The organism is Streptomyces alboniger, from assembly GCF_008704395.1.
GTDB classification, from domain to species: Bacteria; Actinomycetota; Actinomycetes; order Streptomycetales; family Streptomycetaceae; genus Streptomyces; species Streptomyces alboniger.
In genome coordinates, this window is the sequence record NZ_CP023695.1 from 2,285,297 (window position 1) to 2,302,006 (window position 16,710).

At 72.3% G+C, this 16,710-nt stretch carries 15 protein-coding genes and 1 pseudogene; 9 read left to right on the forward strand and 7 right to left on the reverse strand.

All coding sequences use genetic code 11. The features are described from left to right. Nucleotides 1-134: 134 nt before the first annotated feature. Both CP975_RS10070 and CP975_RS10075 read right to left on the reverse strand, forming a co-directional pair. Nucleotides 135-1,310: a serine hydrolase domain-containing protein gene (locus CP975_RS10070; protein ID WP_055528124.1), complete on the reverse strand. Its 1,176-nt coding sequence runs from the start codon at nucleotides 1,308-1,310 to the stop codon at nucleotides 135-137. Beyond that, complete coding sequence (locus CP975_RS10075) at nucleotides 1,265-2,554, reverse strand: Bcr/CflA family multidrug efflux MFS transporter (protein WP_055528125.1); 1,290 nt, start codon at nucleotides 2,552-2,554, stop codon at nucleotides 1,265-1,267. Before CP975_RS10075 ends, CP975_RS10070 begins: the two co-directional genes overlap by 46 nt. A gap of 157 nt (nucleotides 2,555-2,711) precedes the next feature. On the opposite strand from CP975_RS10075, the gene CP975_RS10080 reads away from it, so the two are divergent. Then, nucleotides 2,712-4,031: a ricin-type beta-trefoil lectin domain protein gene (locus CP975_RS10080; protein ID WP_055528126.1), complete on the forward strand. Its 1,320-nt coding sequence runs from the start codon at nucleotides 2,712-2,714 to the stop codon at nucleotides 4,029-4,031. 156 nt (nucleotides 4,032-4,187) lie between these two features. Further along, nucleotides 4,188-5,288: pseudogene (locus CP975_RS35710) on the forward strand (glycosyltransferase family 4 protein); the annotation flags it as partial. A gap of 1,019 nt (nucleotides 5,289-6,307) precedes the next feature. On the opposite strand, the gene CP975_RS35400 reads toward CP975_RS35710, so the two are convergent. Continuing rightward, the gene (locus CP975_RS35400; RefSeq protein WP_150476776.1) at nucleotides 6,308-7,942 is read right to left on the reverse strand and encodes an alkaline phosphatase D family protein; all 1,635 of its coding nucleotides are present in this window, start codon (nucleotides 7,940-7,942) and stop codon (nucleotides 6,308-6,310) included. A gap of 409 nt (nucleotides 7,943-8,351) precedes the next feature. Between CP975_RS35400 and CP975_RS10095 the strand changes: the two genes are divergently transcribed. Beyond that, nucleotides 8,352-9,125: an SDR family oxidoreductase gene (locus CP975_RS10095; protein WP_150477841.1), complete on the forward strand. Its 774-nt coding sequence runs from the start codon at nucleotides 8,352-8,354 to the stop codon at nucleotides 9,123-9,125. Between the two features lie 139 nt (nucleotides 9,126-9,264). Continuing rightward, a complete protein-coding gene (locus tag CP975_RS10100; protein ID WP_055536303.1) occupies nucleotides 9,265-9,735 on the forward strand; it encodes a lamin tail domain-containing protein in 471 nt (156 codons plus the stop codon). A 3-nt stretch (nucleotides 9,736-9,738) separates the two neighbouring features. Here CP975_RS10100 and CP975_RS10105 read toward each other — a convergent pair whose 3' ends face one another. Then, a complete protein-coding gene (locus CP975_RS10105; protein WP_055536298.1) occupies nucleotides 9,739-10,065 on the reverse strand; it encodes a hypothetical protein in 327 nt (108 codons plus the stop codon). Between the two features lie 174 nt (nucleotides 10,066-10,239). Here CP975_RS10105 and CP975_RS10110 point away from each other — a divergent pair, with 174 nt between their 5' ends. The 3 genes from CP975_RS10110 (at nucleotide 10,240) to CP975_RS10120 (ending at nucleotide 12,304) form a co-directional block, all read left to right on the forward strand. After that, nucleotides 10,240-10,785 carry a DoxX family protein gene (locus CP975_RS10110; protein WP_055536299.1) on the forward strand — a complete coding sequence of 182 codons (546 nt, stop codon included), beginning with the start codon at nucleotides 10,240-10,242 and terminating at the stop codon, nucleotides 10,783-10,785. A 112-nt stretch (nucleotides 10,786-10,897) separates the two neighbouring features. After that, nucleotides 10,898-11,701, forward strand: a complete 804-nt coding sequence (locus tag CP975_RS10115; protein ID WP_055536300.1) for an SAM-dependent methyltransferase — start codon at nucleotides 10,898-10,900, stop codon at nucleotides 11,699-11,701. Nucleotides 11,702-11,761: 60 nt separating this feature from the next. Beyond that, entirely contained in the window at nucleotides 11,762-12,304 is a 543-nt protein-coding gene (locus CP975_RS10120; RefSeq protein ID WP_055536301.1) for an MOSC domain-containing protein, read from the forward strand. A 70-nt stretch (nucleotides 12,305-12,374) separates the two neighbouring features. Here CP975_RS10120 and CP975_RS10125 read toward each other — a convergent pair whose 3' ends face one another. Then, nucleotides 12,375-12,881 carry a MarR family winged helix-turn-helix transcriptional regulator gene (locus CP975_RS10125; RefSeq protein ID WP_150476777.1) on the reverse strand — a complete coding sequence of 169 codons (507 nt, stop codon included), beginning with the start codon at nucleotides 12,879-12,881 and terminating at the stop codon, nucleotides 12,375-12,377. A gap of 160 nt (nucleotides 12,882-13,041) precedes the next feature. On the opposite strand from CP975_RS10125, the gene CP975_RS10130 reads away from it, so the two are divergent. Beyond that, entirely contained in the window at nucleotides 13,042-13,635 is a 594-nt protein-coding gene (locus tag CP975_RS10130) for a malonic semialdehyde reductase (protein WP_150476778.1), read from the forward strand. 75 nt (nucleotides 13,636-13,710) lie between these two features. Continuing rightward, nucleotides 13,711-14,955, forward strand: a complete 1,245-nt coding sequence (locus tag CP975_RS10135; RefSeq protein WP_055535897.1) for an MFS transporter — start codon at nucleotides 13,711-13,713, stop codon at nucleotides 14,953-14,955. Here the strand turns inward: CP975_RS10135 and CP975_RS10140 are convergent. After that, complete coding sequence (locus CP975_RS10140) at nucleotides 14,943-15,896, reverse strand: aminoglycoside phosphotransferase family protein (RefSeq protein WP_055535895.1); 954 nt, start codon at nucleotides 15,894-15,896, stop codon at nucleotides 14,943-14,945. The genes CP975_RS10135 and CP975_RS10140 overlap by 13 nt on opposite strands. A 92-nt stretch (nucleotides 15,897-15,988) precedes the next feature. Then, on the reverse strand, nucleotides 15,989-16,546 hold the full coding sequence (locus CP975_RS10145) for a hypothetical protein (RefSeq protein WP_246201445.1): 558 nt from the start codon (nucleotides 16,544-16,546) through the stop codon (nucleotides 15,989-15,991). Nucleotides 16,547-16,710: the final 164 nt, after the last annotated feature.

The following is a 16,710-nucleotide window of genomic DNA, read 5'->3' on the forward strand; positions in this document are numbered from 1 at the left end:
TGCCGTCCTGCCGGGTGCGGCTCGCCTTCGGCTGGTCGCGCAGTTCCCCGCGCCCCTTCGGGGCTCGACCCCGGGCCGGGCCCCGTCAGGGGCGCGGGGAACTGCGCGAGCAACCACGACGCGCCCGCGCGAGGTCAGCTGTCCTGGGCCGCCCTGGCCAGCCTCGTGGCCGCCGAGGCCCTTGGGGTGCTGTCCCCGGGCCTACGCCGGGGGTGCACCACGTTGGCCAGCAGGATCAGGAACGTATCCGTGGCCGGGTCGAGGACGAGCGACGTCCCCGTGAAGCCGGTGTGGCCCGCCGCGCCCCGCCCCGCCAGCTCTCCCATGAACCACGGCTGGTCGATGCCGAAGCCGAGCCCGGAGCCGGTGAACATCAGCTCGACGAAGTCGGGGCCGAGGATGCGGGCCCGCCCGTACGAGCCCCCGCACAGCAGTGTGCGGCAGAACACCGCCAGGTCGCGGGCGGTGGAGAAGAGGCCCGCGTGCCCGGCCACGCCACCGAGCGCCCAGGCGTTCTCGTCGTGGACGACCCCCCGCAGCATCCCGCGGTCCACCTTCGCCCAGGGCCTGCGCTGGTCCTCCGTCGCGGCGGCGTCCGCCCGCGGCCCGAAGCCGGTGTCGGCCATGCCGAGCGGCCGGGTGATGCCCTCGCGGACGAGGACGTCCAGGGGCTGTCCGGTCAGGCGCTCCAGGATGTGCTGGAGGAGCAGCATGTTCAGGTCGGAGTAGACGTACTCGCCGGGTTCGGTGACCGGCGCCTCGGCGCGCAGGGCGGCGATCCGGGAGGCGTGGTCCGGACAGTCGTACAGCGGGAGTTCGGGCCGCAGCCCCGAGGTGTGCGTGAGGAGCTGCCGCACCGTGACGCCGTGCTCGGCGGCGGCCCGGAACTCGGGGATGTACGCCCCGGCGAGCGCGTCGATGCCGAGCGTGCCCCGCTCCAGCTGCTGCACGGCCGCGACGGTCGTGAAGAGCTTGGTGAGCGAGGCCAGGTCGAAGGGCGTGTCCGTGCGCATCGGCACGCGCCACTCTCGGGGCAGCTCGACGCCGGTGTCGCCGCGGGCGTCGTACGAGGCGTACCGCACCGCCCAGCCCGCGGCCTCCTCGGCGGCGATCACCGGGCCGCGGCCCACGAGCACCACGGCGCCCGCGCACCAAGGACGCGGACCGCGCGGCAGCTCGCGCACCTCGGCGACGAGACGGTCGATCTCGTCCGGGTCGAGGCCCGCGCGGTCGGGGGTGCCGGTGCGCAGCAGCCGTGGTGCGCTCAGTGGTCCGCCTCCTCCGTGGGCGCGTGCCGCCAGGGGCGGCACAGTCCCACGAAGCACGCGAGGGCCGCCAGCGCGCAGACCAGTTGGACGACGGCCATCGGGACGGCGGTGTCCTCGCCCGCGATGCCGACGAGCGGCGAGACGAGCGCGCCGATGAGGAAGGAGGAGGTGCCGAGCAGCGCGGAGGCGGAACCGGCGGCGTGCGGGGCGCGGGTGAGGGCGAGGGACTGGGTGTTGGGCATGGCCAGGCCCATCGCCGACATCAGGACGAAGAGTCCGGCGGCGACGGGGACGAGGCCGACCTCGCCGAAGACACCGGAGGTCATGAGCAGGAGCGCCAGCGCGGCGACGGTGATGATCGTCAGACCACTGGCGAGCGCCTTGTTGAGGCTGACGCGGCCGACGAGGACCTTGCCGTTGATCTGGCCGACGATGATCAGGCCGACGGAGTTGACGCCGAAGAGGACGCTGAAGGTCTGCGGGGACGCGCCGTAGATCTCCTGGACCACGAAGGACGACGCGGAGATGTACGCGAACAGCGCCGCGAAAGCGAAACCGCCCGCGATCACATAGCCGGTGAAGACACGGTCGGTGAGGAGCGACCTCATGGTGCGCAGCGCGGCGACGGTGCCCCCGCTGTGCCGCTTCTCGGGGGCGAGGGTCTCGGGCAGGAACCGCCACACCAGGAGGGTCAGCGCGATACCGACGCCCGTGAGGACGGCGAAGATGCCGCGCCAGTCCGTGAAGCGCAGGACCTGGCCGCCGATGAGGGGCGCGACGACCGGGGCGACGCCCGAGATCAGCATCAGGGTGGAGAAGAAGCGGGCCATCTCCACGCCGTCGTACAGGTCGCGGACGACCGCGCGGGCGATGACGATGCCGGCCGCGCCCGCGAGGCCCTGGAGCAGGCGGAAGCCGATGAGGAGTTCCGCGGTGGGGGCGAAGGCGCAGGTCGCGGTGGCGAGGACGAAGACGAGCAGGCCGATGAGGAGCGGGCGGCGGCGTCCCCACTTGTCGCTCATCGGGCCGACGACGAGCTGGCCGAGGGCCATGCCCGTCAGACAGGCGGTGAGGGTCAGCTGGACGGTCGCGGCCGGGGCGTGCAGGGCGTCGGTGACCTGCGGCAGGGCCGGGAGGTACATGTCCATGGAGAGCGGGGCGACGGCGGTGAGGCCGCCGAGTACCAGGGTGACGAGGGCCCCGGTGCGGCGGAGGGCGGCGGAGCTTTCCGGTCCCGCCGCCTTCGGTATCTCGTGCTCTTCTGTTGTCTGCCCGCGCTCAGGCATGCCGCCCCTCTCGGTGGTCCGTTCCGCCGTCCATGGTCGCAGCTCCGAATGGGTGACGATCCGAAGTCCCACTCGTTTGGCTCATCGCCGGGCAGATCTTACGGGCCCCGGCTTCGCGCGAGAAGCGGAGTTACGTGCCATTCGCAGCTACACGTGGGTGCTGTCCGTCCTCGTCGGACTCGCCACCCTGGCATTCACCGCGCCCGCGCCGGACGATTCGCCCGGCGGCGCAAAGTGCCGTGCCACGACGCTGGTCGGAGTGGCGCACCAGGATGACGACCTCTTGTTCATCAATCCGGCGATTTCCGAGGACTTCGAAAAGGGGAACTGCGTCCGCGTCGTGTACGTGACCGCGGGCGATGCCCATCTGGAATGGGCGGGAGGGTATGCGGTCCGCCGCGAAATGGGCGTGCAGCAGGCGTACAGCGCTCTCGCCGGGGTGCCGATGCGGCCGGGGGAACCCAGCCCCTGGGAGTCCGCGCCCGTGCGGGCCGGGGGGCGAACCCTGCACGGCGTCCGCTGGGGCGGCGGGCCGCTGGGGCCGGACATCCGGTTGGTATTCCTGCGGCTGCCCGACGGCGGCTGGCGCGAGGAATCGTCGCGCCGCGACAGCTTGCTGGCCCTTTTCCGGTGGAGGGTTCACTCCCTCACCGCCGTGGACGGCTCCGCCCGTTATACGGAACGGGACCTGGTCGCCACCTTGACCGCCCTCATCAAGCGTTTTCGGCCCGATACCGTACGCACGCAGGATTACGCGAACACCTCCCTACGGTCCTCCGGCAAGGAATGGGCCGACCACAGCGATCACGCGATCACCGCCCGCTATTTTCGCCTGGCGACTCTCCGCGCCCGGCTGGAATCGGGACACCCTATCCGGCTGACGGGATACGAGGGGTACGGAAATATCATGCGCCCACCCAATGTCGATTCCGTCCGGACCGCCCACAAGGCGGCCATTTTCGAGCATTACTACATTCATGACGAGAGGCGGGTGGAGCACTGCCCCGGGCATTACTGCGAACCCGTCAGGAAGCCGGCGGAGCATTACGCGCGATGGCTGGAGCGAAGCTATCCGCGCCGGACGCCCGACCCCCGCCCCGGCACCGTCGTCTCCTGGCTGGGCGCCACGGATTCCGGATTCACCGACCCCGACCTGTGTCTGACCCGGGACGGCGGTGAGCTGCGCACCGCCCCTTGCACCGGCGCTCTCCGGCAGCGGTGGCGCCTCGCGGACGGCGTGCTGCGGACCGAGCGGACGGGTGAGGGCCGACGCTGCGTCCGGGCCGAGGGCCGGGCCGTCGTCCTCGCGCCCTGCTCCGCCGCACCGGCCTGGTGGACGGTCACGCGGCGAGGACAGCTGCGTACCGCGGGCGGCTGCCTGACGCAGGACGATCCGCTGCGGCCGCGGCCCCGGCTGCGGATGGCCGCCTGCACCGCAAAAGATCCGGGGCAACGCTGGTTCACGCAATTCTCTTGATGTCCGGCGCCGTGAAGTCCTGGTAGGTCAACGCGGCTACCGCCCGTTCACCGTACGGGGTAGCCATCGCGCCCCGAGGCGTGTGCTCACCGGGAAATCCCGCACGGCGTGGAAAAGTGGCCTTCCCTGACGAATTGCCGATCCGGACAAGGCACAATGAAAATTACCTTTCTGCTACAGAACGCATATGGAATCGGTGGCACCGTCCGCGCCACTTTCAATTCCGCCGGTGCCCTCGCCGAGCGCCATGACGTTGAAATTGTCAGCGTCTGGCGGACGCACGACAGGCCCACCCTGCCGCTCAGCAGAAAGGTCCGGCTGCGCCCCCTGATCGACAAGCGCCCGCACGCGCCGCGAGGCGACCTCGACCACAAGCTGCTGGGCGAGCCGACCGCGCTGGTGCCGCGCGTCGAGGCGGCAGGCGCCGGTTTCGACGCGCTCACCGATCAGCGGGTGGCCCGGTTCCTCGGCCGTACGGACGCCGACGTGGTGGTGGCCACCAGGCCGGGCCTGGTGGTCTACCTGGCCGAGTTCGGCCGCGGCCACTATCTGCGGATCGGCCAGGAGCACCGGGTCTACGGCACCCACGAGCCCGGCATCCGCGCCGCCCAGGACGCGGCCATCGCCTCCCTGGACGCGCACACCACCGTCACGGAGGCGGACGCCGTCGTGCACCGCCGAGAGCTCGCGTCGACGGGCACCCCGATCGTGTCCGTCCCCAACGCCTCGCCGCTGCCCGGCGTCGGCCCGTCGGACGGCGCGGCCCCGCTGGTCATCGCCGGTGGGCGGCTCATCCCGGTGAAGCGGTACGGCCTCCTCGTGGACGCGTTCGCCACCGTGGCCGCCGCGCACCCGGGGTGGAAGCTGCGGATCTACGGACGTGGCCCCAAGCACGCCGCGCTGCGGGCCCGCATCGACGAACTCGGCCTGAGCGACCACGTGTTCCTGATGGGCGCCACCCCCTCCCTCGCCACCGAATGGGCCAAGGGGGCGATCGCCGCCGTCACCTCCCGCGAGGAGTCGTTCGGCATGACCATCGTGGAGGCCATGCAGTGCGGCACCCCCGTGGTCGCCACCGACTGCCCCCACGGGCCCGCCGAGATCATCCGGGACGGCGAGGACGGGCTGCTCGTACGCTCGGGCGACAGCGCCGCCGTCGCCCGGGGCCTCATCAGGCTCATCGAGGACACGGACCTGCGCCGCTCCATGGGCGCCGCCGCCCGCCGCAACGCCGAGCGGTACGCCCCGGAGCACATCGCCCGGCGCTATGAGGAGCTGATCGCCGACCTGCGCGCCTCCTCCCCGCCCGCCCCGGTCCCGCTCGGCCTGCGGATGGCGGCCGGTGCGCGTCGCGCCGGGGCCGCGACCCGCCGAGCGCTGGGCCGGACCGTGCGTACGGCCGGACGCGGGCGCTCGGCGAGCCTCGGGGCGCTGCGTCCTAAGGCAGCCTGCTCGGTGGACGCCGCGGGTGATCTCGTCGTACGCCTCGACCGCGCCGGCCTGCCGGGCGGCGCGTTCACGCTGACCGCGACCCGGCGGGGCTCCGCGGGCCGGGGCGAGGATCTGCTCGCGGTTCCCCTGCGCCCGCCCGAGAGCGACGAGGCGCCCTGGACGGCCGTGCTGGAACGCCGCGCGCACCGGCTCGCCGAGGGCCGCTGGGACTTCCACGTCGTGCGGACGGACGACGGCGTACGGCGCCGGGTCGCGTCGTCGACCGTCGAGCAACGCGACCTGCTGGGCCTGAAAGCCCTGCCGGGAGCGCCCTTTCGCTGGTGGATTCCCTATACGACCGTCAAGAACAACCTGTCCCTGCGGACGTGGCGCCGCCCCGCGCACGCCGAAGCCCACACGCTGGCCACCGGCCCGGCGTCGTGCTCGGTGGAAGGCACGCTGTACGGCGCGGAGTTCGCCGAGGGGCAGCGGCCCCGCCTGCTCGCCGTGCCGCGCCGCGATCCGTCCGCCGCCTTCGAGGCCGACGTGACGACCAGTGGAGCGGACCGTTTCCGCTTCCGCCTGCCGTACGCCCGGGTGCTGGACGCCGGTGACGGGGAACCGGAGACCTGGGATCTGGCGCTGCGGCTGTCTCCCGGGGGTGAGCCGGTCCGGGTGGGGCGCGTCATCGGCGACGTCGTCGACCGCAAGCGGACCGATGTGTATCCGGCCGCCCAGGCGCCCGGCGGCCGGGCCGGTGCCACCGCCTCCGTGCGCCCCTTCTTCACCGCGGAGAACGACCTGGCGCTGGCGTTCAGGACGTCGGACGCCGCCGCGGACGGCGCCTACGCGGGCCGCAGCCCCGGGTCGCCGGACTCCGTCACGAAGGACGCCGCGGTCCTGATGGGGGCACCCGGCGTGGTGACCGCCGACACCGTCTTGAAGTCGGCCCGCGCCTCCTCGCGGCCGAGCCCGACCGTCACGTAGCCGCGCCGCCCGTTGTAGAACTTCAGGTGCGGGTTGGCCTTGGTGTACGTCTCCCAGTTGGCCGGCTTGTCCGCGCCGTCCTTGCCGCTCGCGATGGACGTCGCGACGATCTCCGTGCCCACGGTCTTGGAGGAGGGGTCGTCGAAGTCGGCCTTGATGTCGAAGGCGTAGCCGACGTGGACGTCGCCGGTGAGGACCATGAGGTTGTCGAGGCCCGCCGCCCTCGCGCCCGCGAGGACCCGCTTGCGGGAGGCGCGGTAGCCGTCCCAGGCGTCCATGGAGAGCTTGGCCCGCGCGGTGAGGTCCAGCTTGCGCTGGGAGAAGGTGACCTGCTGCGGGACCACGTTCCACAGGGCGCGCGAGCGGCGCCAGCCGTCGAGGAGCCAGCGCTCCTGGGTGGCGCCGGTGATGGTGCGCGCCGGGTCGTCCGTCTCGGGGCCGGGGGCGTGCGCCTTGTCGCCGTACGCCTGGTCGGAGCGGTACTGCCGGGTGTCGAGGATGTCGAACTGGGCGAGGCGGCCCCAGATGAGGCGCCGGTAGAGCTGTGCGTCGGGGCCCTTCGGCAGCTGCGGGCGGCGCAGCGGCAGGTTCTCCCAGTACGCGCGGTAGGCGGCGGCGCGGCGCAGCAGGAACTCCGCGGGCGGGTTGCCGTTCTCGTCGATGTCGTCGGCGTAGTTGTTCTCGGTCTCGTGGTCGTCCCAGGTGACGACGAAGGGGTGCGCGGCGTGGGCGGCGCGCAGGTCGGGGTCGGACTTGTAGAGGGCGTAGCGCAGGCGGTAGTCCTCCAGGGTCTGGGTCTCCTTGTTGTAGTGCGCGGGCAGCGTCCGGTCGGTGTATTTACGGGCGCCGCCGGCCGAGTCGACCGCGTACTCGTAGAGGTAGTCGCCGAGGTGGAAGACGACGTCGACGTCGTCCTGCGCGAGGTGCTTGTACGCGGTGAAGTAGCCGTCGTGGTACGCCTGGCAGGAGACCGCGGCGAGGGTCAGGGACCCGGGGCGGCTGCCCGGCGCGGGTGCGGTGCGGGTGCGGCCGGTGCCGCTGGTCCACTGGCCCGCGCGGAAGCGGAAGTAGTAGCGGCGGCCCGCCTCCAGGTGGTCCACCTCGACGTGCACGGTGTGGTTGAACTCGGGGTGCGCGGTGGTGACGCCTCGTCTGGCTATGCGCCGGAAGCGGGTGTCGTGGGCGAGTTCCCAGTGGACGGTGACGCGCTCCTTGGGCAGGCCGCCGCCCGGCTCGTAGGGGGCGGGGGCGAGCCGGGTCCACAGCAGCACCGAGGAGGGCAGCGGGTCACCTGAGGCGACGCCGAGCGTGAAGGGGTCGTCCTTGATGCGACGGGCGTCCAGCTCGGCGGCGCCCGCGACGCCCGCGGTGGGCAGGTTGGTGGCGAAGGCGAGCGCGGCGGCGGCGCCGGTGGTGGTGAGGAAGCGACGGCGCGCCAAGTGCTGTGCGGCGGCCCGGAGTTCGGGTGCGTACTGCTGGCCTGCGGGTGTCATGTGGCCCTCCCCTGACGACTGCTGTCAGGGGCATGTAAGTGGCGGGGGACGACCTGCGCCTGTCGCGTACACAACAGCCGCATGGCGGGCGGATGATGTCCGCGTGGCCGGCCCTCCCGTACGCTGCGGGGCCATGAACGCTGAGCGAACTTCCTCAAGGAATGAGTCGGAGACCGCGGTGGGGGCTGCGGGGGCCGCTGCCGCGGGGGGCTGCGCGGGGGACGGCGTTGAGGAGACCGCCGCAGACGCCGCCGCGGGCAGTGCCGAGGAGACCGCCGCGGGCGCCACCACGGGCAGCGGCGTGGAGACCGCCCCCGGCAGCGCCGCGGAGGCCGTCGTCGGGGGTGACGCGAGGGCCGCCGTGGTCGCCGCGGCGGAGAGTGTCGTGGAGACGGCCGCGGAAAACGTCGTGGAGGCCGCCGCGCAGGCCGACCCCAGGGTCGCCGTGGTGACCGGGGCCGGGTCGGGGATCGGCAGGGCCGTCGCCCTCGAACTGCTCGCCGCCGACTGGTCGGTGGCGCTCGCGGGCCGCCGCGTGGAGGCACTGGAGGAGACGGCCTCCCTCGCCCGCGCGAAGGACGGCGCCGCCTTGTGCGTACGTACCGACGTGACGCGCCCCGAAGACGTGGCCGCCCTCTTCGACGCCGCGCGCGCCCGCTTCGGGCGGCTGGACCTGCTCTTCAACAACGCCGGCACGTTCGGCCCCGGCGGCGTCCCCGTCGAGGAGCTTTCCTACGAGGCCTGGCGCAGTGTCGTCGACACCAACCTCAACGGCGCGTTCCTGTGCGCGCAGGCCGCGTTCCGGCAGATGAAGGAGCAGGACCCGCAGGGCGGCCGGATCATCAACAACGGGTCGATCTCGGCACATACGCCGCGCCCGAACTCGGCGGCGTACACGGCGACGAAGCACGCCCTGACGGGCCTGACCAAGTCACTCTCCCTGGACGGACGTCCGTACCGCATCGCCGTCGGGCAGATCGACATCGGCAACGCCGCGACCGACATGACCGAGCGCATGCAGTCCGGGATCCTCCAGGCCAACGGGCAGTTGGCGAACGAGCCGGTGATGGCCGTGGCGGACGTGGCGCGCACGGTGCGGCACATGGCGGAGCTGCCGCTGGAGGCGAACGTGCAGTTCGCGACGGTGATGGCGACCAACATGCCCTACATCGGGCGGGGTTGAGGGGCGGGCGAGGCGGGGAGCACTGCTGAAGCGGGTGCGGGATCTCCCCAAGCGGAATCGGAGGTACCGCCTCAATGCGGGCGCGTGCACCCCGTATGCTCGGCTCCTCTCCACGATAACTTCACACTTGGAGCACTCCTTGCGCATACGCACCATGGCCCCCGCGGCGCTCGCCGCCACCGCCCTCTCGGTGTCCCTGCTCGCCGCCGCGCCCGCCTCCGCGGCGACCGCGCGCCACCAGGGCGGGCTGCACCTCGGCTTCATCCAGTACGACAGCCCGGGCCGTGACACCCGCTCGAACTCCTCGCTGAACGCGGAGTGGGTGAACATCCACAACGGCACGCGGTCCGCGATCCAGCTCAAGGGCTACAAGCTCAAGGACAACACCGGCTACACGTACACCTTCGGCAGCTACAACATCGGCGCCGGCAAGACCGTCAAGGTCCGCACGGGCCAGGGCACGAACGCCTCCGGCGTGCGCTACTGGGGCCAGGGCAACTACGTCTGGAACAACACCGACGACAAGGCCCGCCTGATCAAGCCGAGCGGGTCGCTCCAGGACTCCTGCTCCTGGACCCGGAGCGACAACGGGACCAAGAACTGCCACTGACCGTCAGGCCTGGCCCGTTTCGAAGCGGGTGATCCTGCCCGCTTCGTCCACCGTGAAGCGCCACTTGGTACGCATCTCGCCCCACGTGTCGTTGCGGTACGTGACGAGCAGCGTGCGGCCACCGTCCGACTCCGACTCGATGTCCATGTGTCCGTTGGAGGAGAAGACCTCGCGTTCGGTCCAGTCGGTGATGTCCCGGTCGGTGCCGTCGTCGGACATGGTCGCGCCGGGGGCGAGGAGCGCCTCGAAGGCGGCCTTGTCGTGGGCGTTCACGGCGGTGACGAAGGCGCGGACGGCCGGGTCGCCGAGGCGGTTTACCTGAATGCTCATGGGCCTACGCTCACACCGCCCCGCCCGCCGCGCCACCGGGCGGGCGCGGGGCCCTCACCCGTACGGCGGCGCGGGTCGGGTGCCCGGCGCCGGTCCGTCGGACGGTGGGAGAGCAGTCACCCCCCGACGACCGTGCCGGCCCACCGGCCCGGACCCACCGACTTGGGAGCCCTCATGACCTGTTCGTGCCTGGACCGACGTGACCTCGGGCTGCTGCTTCTGCGCGTGGGCACCGGCGGTGTGCTCGCCGCGCACGGCGCCCAGAAGCTGTTCGGCTGGTTCGGCGGGGGCGGACTCCAGGGCACGGGCGCCTGGATGGAGTCCATCGGATACGTGCCCGGCAAGGTGAACGCCTTGGTCGCGGGGCTCGCAGAGGCGGGCGGCGGCACGCTGCTCGCCCTCGGTCTCGCGACCCCGGCGGCCGGTTCGGCGGCGGCGGGCGCGATGGCGGGGGCCTCGGCCGTGCACACACCGAACGGCTTCTTCAGCCAGGGCGGCGGTTACGAGTATCCGGCGTTCCTCGGCATGGTCAGCGCGGCGCTCGCCGTCACGGGCCCCGGCCGCTACTCCGCCGACCACGCGCTCGGCCACTCCCTCAACCGCGCCTGGATGGTGCCGGCCGCGCTCGCCGGGACGGCGGTGGGTGTGCTGGCGACGCTGGGGGCCAGGAACAAGAACGTGCGGCAGCGGGACGAGGACGCCTCGTCCGAGGAGGAGTGACAGCGAGCGATCGGACAGCGGATCGGACACGGTGTCCACGCGCCCCAGAGCACTCTTCGGGGAGCGGAAAACGCTGTCCAGGAGGGCGATTGGCGGGCTAAGGTCGCCCGCCATGACCACTGACCCTGCCATGATCACTGACTCCGCCGTGACCACTGACAACGACCTTCCGCCGCGCCTCACCCACCTCGCCTTCCACAGCCCTCTCTCCGAGGCCCGCGCGGGGCGCCTCGTCGAGCGGCTCGCGGCGACCGGCCCCCGCACGGTTCTCGACATCGGCTGCGGCTGGGGCGAGTTGTTGCTCCGCATACTCCGAGCCGCCCCTGGGGCCGCCGGTGTCGGCGTGGACATCAACGCCGAGGACCTGGCGCGCGGGCGTGCCGCCGCCAGGGAACTCGGCCTCGACGACCGGGTCGTCTTCGCGGAGGAGTCGGCGAGGGGCGTCACGCGCGACCCTGCCGACGTCGTGCTCTGCCTCGGTTCGAGCCAGGCGCTCAGCGCCGCCGAGCCGCCCCTCGCGACGGTCGAGGCGCTGCGGGCGCTGCGCGGGCTGGTGAATTCCGGCGGCCGGGTAGTGCTCGGCGAGGGCTTCTGGCAGCGCACGCCCACCGCGGACGAGCTGGCCGGGATGTGGCCGGGCGCCCGTGCCGACGAGTATCTGTCGCTCGGCGGCCTGGTGGACGCGGCGATCGAGGCGGGGTTCCGGCCGCTGTGGGTGGAGACGGCGAGCGAGGAGGAGTGGGAGGAGTTCGAGTCGGGCTACCGCAGTGACGTCGAGGAGTGGCTCGCCACGCACCCGGACCATCCGTCGGCGGCCGAGACGCGCGAGCGGGTCGACACCCAGCGCGACTCGTGGCTGCGCGGTTATCGCACGGTGCTCGGACTCGCGTATCTGACCTTGATTCCGGTCGGTTGAGGTCCCTGGGGCCGAGGCCCGGTTCGGTCCCGGTCGGCCGAGGCGGGTTAGGGTCACCACATGGGTGCGAAGGTTACGGCGGTCAGCGGCAACCCCACGTACTCCTTCAGCAAGCCGAACCGCGAGAGCGTCACGCTGCTCGCGGGGCTCGGCGTCGAGGGGGACGTGCACGCCGGGGAGAAGGTCAAGCACCGCTTCCGCATGCGGCAGAACCCCGACCAGCCGAATCTCCGTCAGGTCCACCTCATCCACGAAGAGCTGTTCGAGGAACTGGCGGCGGACGGCTTCGCGGTGGCACCGGGTGAGCTGGGCGAGAACATCACCACGCGCGGCGTCGCCCTCCTCGGCCTGCCCACGGGCACGCTGCTGCGCATCGGCGGGTCCGCCGTCGTGGAGATCACGGGGCTGCGCAATCCGTGCCGCCAGATCGACGGCTTCCGGGCCGGGCTCATGAAGAAGCTCGTCGGGCGCGATGCCGACGGCGCCGTCGCCCACAAGGCGGGCGTCATGAGCGTGGTCCTCCAGGGCGGCGAGATCCGCCCCGGCGACGCGATCGAGGTCGTCCTGCCGGACGGCCCGCACCGCCCGCTGAAGACCGTCTGAGCCCACGTCCGCCCCTCGCGGGCGCGAACGTGGGCGGGGGCGGGGGCGGGGGCGGGGGCGTGGGCGCGTACTACTTGATGGTGGTGTCCCCGAGGGCCTCAAGGACCCGCCGGAGACTGTCCCCGGCCGCGCCGACCAGCTCGCGGTCCACGTCGGCGAGCAGCAGTTCGTAGTTGGCCAGGTGGTCGGCGAAGACGGCCCTGGTGACCTCGTGCCCGCGTTCGGTGAGGCGGATCTTGACGCTGCGCCGGTCCTCCGTGTCGCGTACGCGTTCCACCAGGCCCTTGGCTTCCATCTTGTCGATGCGGTTGGTGATCGTGCCGGACGACACCATGGACGCCTTGAGGAATGTGCCGGCGGTCAGGGCGTAGGGCGGCCCCGAGCGCTGGAGCGTGGTGAGGACGTCGAACTCACCGACGTCCAGGCCGTGCCGGCCGGCGATGGACTTGACCGACTTGTCGACCACGAGGGCCAGTCGCTGGATGCGGCCGAAGAGCTGCACGGGCCACAGGCCCTCCTCCAGGTCGGGTCGCTCCTTGGCCCACTGACCGATGATCGCGTCCACGGCGTCGCTCATCGCTGCCACTCCCCTCGATACAGACTCTCTCAGTAGAGACTCTACCAGTACTGGCTCTCCCAGTATTAGTTCTCTTAGTTTCGAGATACTTGACTCTGGGATAGTCGGATGCTTTTATCTCACTATCGAGATTGTCGAGCCTGAACGACAGGAGCACACCATGTCCGAGCTGTCCCTCCACCCCGCCGCCCAGGACCTCCTCTTCCGCGAGGCCCGCACCGCCAACACCTTCACCGACGAGCCGGTGACCGACGCGCAGCTCCAGGCGGTCTACGACCTGGTCAAGTACGCCCCCACCGCGTACAACCAGTCGCCGCTGCGCGTGGTCCTCGTCCGGTCCGCCGACGCCCGCGAGCGGCTGGGGAGCCTCATGGCCGAGGGCAACCGGCCCAAGACACTGTCGGCCCCGCTGGTCGCGATCCTCGCCGCCGACAACGAATTCCACGAGGAACTCCCCTCGCTGCTCCCGCACTTCCCGCAGGCCAAGGACCTCTTCTTCGCCGACCGCGCGGTCCGGGAGGAGTCCGCGCTGGTCAACGGAGTGCTCCAGGCGGCCTACTTCATACTCGGCGTGCGCGCGGCGGGGCTGGCCGCGGGGCCCATGACCGGATTCGACTTCCCGGGTGTGCAGAAGGAGTTCCTCGACGACGACCACACGCCGCTGATGGTCGTGAACATCGGCCGTCCGGGTCCGGACGCCTGGTACCCCCGTTCGCCGCGGCTCACCTACGACCAGGTCGTCACCACGGTCTGACCAGGCCCCGCCCTCGTCCGAGCCTCTCGTCCGGACCCCTCGCCCGTATCCCTCGCGCCGACGGAGCCGCCCAGCATGTCCGCACCCACGCAAACCCGCCCGAGCCCCGAGTTGCTCCCCCACGCCGCCACACGGCCGGCGCGCCACGTCCCGGCTCTCTGGCTGGCGTTACTGGCCACCCCGGTCGCCGCGAGCGCCAACAGTCCCGTACTGATCCTCCCCGACATGGCGGGCTCGCTCGGCGTCCGCACCGCGACCGCGACCTGGCTCGTCACCGTCTTCGCCTGGGCCATGGCCGTCGGCACGCCGCTGATGGCGGCGCTGCTGCGCCGCCGCGGCCTGGGGAGCACGCTCAAGCTGAGTGCCGCCCTGATCGTGACCGGCACCGCGGTCCTCGCCGCGGCGCCCTGGCTGCCCCTGGCCATGGCGGGCCGGGCGGCACAGGCCGCGGGCGGTGCGGGTCTGGTCACGGCGGCGATGAGCCTGGCGGGCTCGGTCCGCCGGATGGGCGTGATCACCGCGGGCTTCGGCACGTTCGGGGCGGTCGGCCCGCTGCTCGGCTCGGCGATCGCGGGCACCGCCTCCTGGCGGATGTCCCTGGCCGTCGGCGCGCTCGCCCTCCTCGCCCTGCCCGCGGTCGTACGCCGCGCCGATCTGTCCGCACCTCGGCGCGGCACGCCCTTCGACGGCCGGGGCGCCGCCCTGCTGGTCCTGATGGCGACGGCTCTGGTGCTCATCCCGCGCTACCCGCTCCCGACGGTGGCCGCCGCACTGGCGATGGCCGTCCCGCTGGCCCTGCACATCCGCGCCCACCCCACCGGCTTCGTACCGGCGTCACTGCTGCGGACCCGCGCGTTCGTCCTCTGTGCCGCGCTCGCCTGCACCTTGGCGACGTCGTACTTCACCCTTCTGTTCACCGTTCCGCAGCTGCTGGGCGAGCGCACGGGCTGGTCGGCCGCCACGATCGGCACCGGCCAGCTGGCCGCCCTCCTCACCGGCTCGGCGCTCTCCATGGCACTGGCCGCGGCCTCGGCCCGGATGACCCGCCGCCGGGTCCTGACCATCCTGCTCACCGTCGGCGCCATCGCCCCGCTCACCGCCGCCCTGACCCCCTGGGCGCCCCTGCTCCTGCTGGTCGCGACGCTGGCCGTCCTCGCCACCAGCGCGGGCCAGGCGACGCTCATGGTGTACGCGACCAAGGGCACGCCCGACGCCCAACGCCCCACCGCCATCGGCCTGTTCAACCTCTGCTACCAGCTCGGCGGAGCCTTCGGCCCGGCGATCGCCGCCGTCGTCGCGCTCGGCGGTCAGAGCTCCTGACCGAACCACGCCTCGGCGAGCGCGTCGAGCGACGGCTCGGGCGGGGAGGGCAGTTCCCGCAGGTACCAGGGAAGGTTGCTGTACACGTGGAGCAGGGTGTACGCGAGGAGTTGGCGCGGATCGTACGTCGTTCCGTACGCCTTCATGAAGCGGGGCAGGAGGCCCGGTTCGGCCCGGGTGACGAAGAGTCCTACGCCCACGAAGTCGTACGCCGGGTCGCCGATCATGGCCGGCTCGAAGTCGAAGAGGCCGGTGAGGCGCCAGTCGTCCGCGGGGTCGACGATCAGGTGCTGGCGCATGAACTCGGTGTGCAGGAGGGCGCGTCGGGACCCGGCGGCGGCTCCGGTGGCGGCGTCGGCGGGGAGGGTCACGGAGTCCAGGAACGCGGGGATCTGCTCCAGCCAGCTCTCGGGCAGTCCGCACGTCCGCTGGCGGTCCACGGCCCCGGCGCGCTGCCCGGCGAGGAAGACGTCCCAGTCTGCGGGCCCGAGGGCGTCGGCGAGCGGCTCGGGGTCCAGGGCGTGCAGCGCGGCGAGGGCCTGGGCCGCGTCGGTGATGATCCGCTCCCGGGCGGTGGGAGGGATGTCCGGCCAGGCGGTGGCGAGGCCCGTGCCGGGCAGGCGGGACATCAGGACGTAGCGCCAGCCGTTCTCGTACGTTCCGAAGTCGTGCACCTGCGGGGTGGGGACGGGGAGCCTGCCCTGGACGTGGCTCAGGACGCGGGCTTCGGTGATACCGTCCTGGGCGGCCGCCGCGGGGAAGAGCTTCAGCACGTGCCGGTCGCCGACCGAATAGACGGGCTGGGACCCTTCGGGATAGCGGATAAGCGGGGCTCCCGCGAGGCCGAGCCGTGCGCACAGGTCCTCGGCGCCGGGCCGCATGACCGTTTCGTCCGGGACGATACGGTCCCATTCCTCGTCCGTACTCACCTCGGGCAGCATGACCCGCACCGTAGTGTCCGGCGGAGGCCGCCGCGACCGGGTTTTTCCGCGGCGCGCGGGCGGCCCCGCCCTCAAGTCCCTCCCGTGTCGCGTCAGAAGACGAACGGCCCCGGCGACTGCGCCGAGGTGGCGGCGCAGGTCACGGTGATGCCGAGGACGACGATCCTCAGGGACTTCCCTTCGAGGCTGTCGCCCGCGGTGACGGTTCCGGTGAGCGGTCCCGTGGAGACGACGCCGCCCGCGGGGATCGCCGGGTTGGAGTTGCCGGTGAACTCCGTGGTGCCGGTGCCGTTCTTGGTGAGGGTCAGGGTCGAGCTGACGGAGCCCGCGCCGAGGTCGATGGGGGCCGAGATCGCGGAGGTGGACACCTCGATGGTCGCGGCGGTGCCGTCCTGGGCGGCGGTGAGCGTGGCCGTTCCGGACCCGTACGAACCGCAGTCGAACGAGACGGTGGCGGTCCGCGGCTTTACGGCGGCGGTCCGCGGCACGGCGGCCGCCGCGGGGGCCGTCGCGAGGGTGCCGAGGGCGAGGGCGGCGGTCGCGGTGGCGGTGACGGTGGCGGCCAGGAGGGAGCCGGCGCCTCTGCCGGGTTTGCTGGGTTTGCTGGGCGTGCTGGACCTGACGGGGGTGCCGGATATGCCATGTCGCATGGGGGGGCCTGCCTTCGTGGGGTCAGGGGTGGGGGGCGGCCCTGCCCGACGGCACCCCTTTTGACGGTCCGTCAGCCTGCGGGGCCGTCGCCCATTGAGGCACAGCCCACCGGAGGTGACAAGGCGGCCCCCCATGATTATTGACATGTCACGTCCAAATTCGG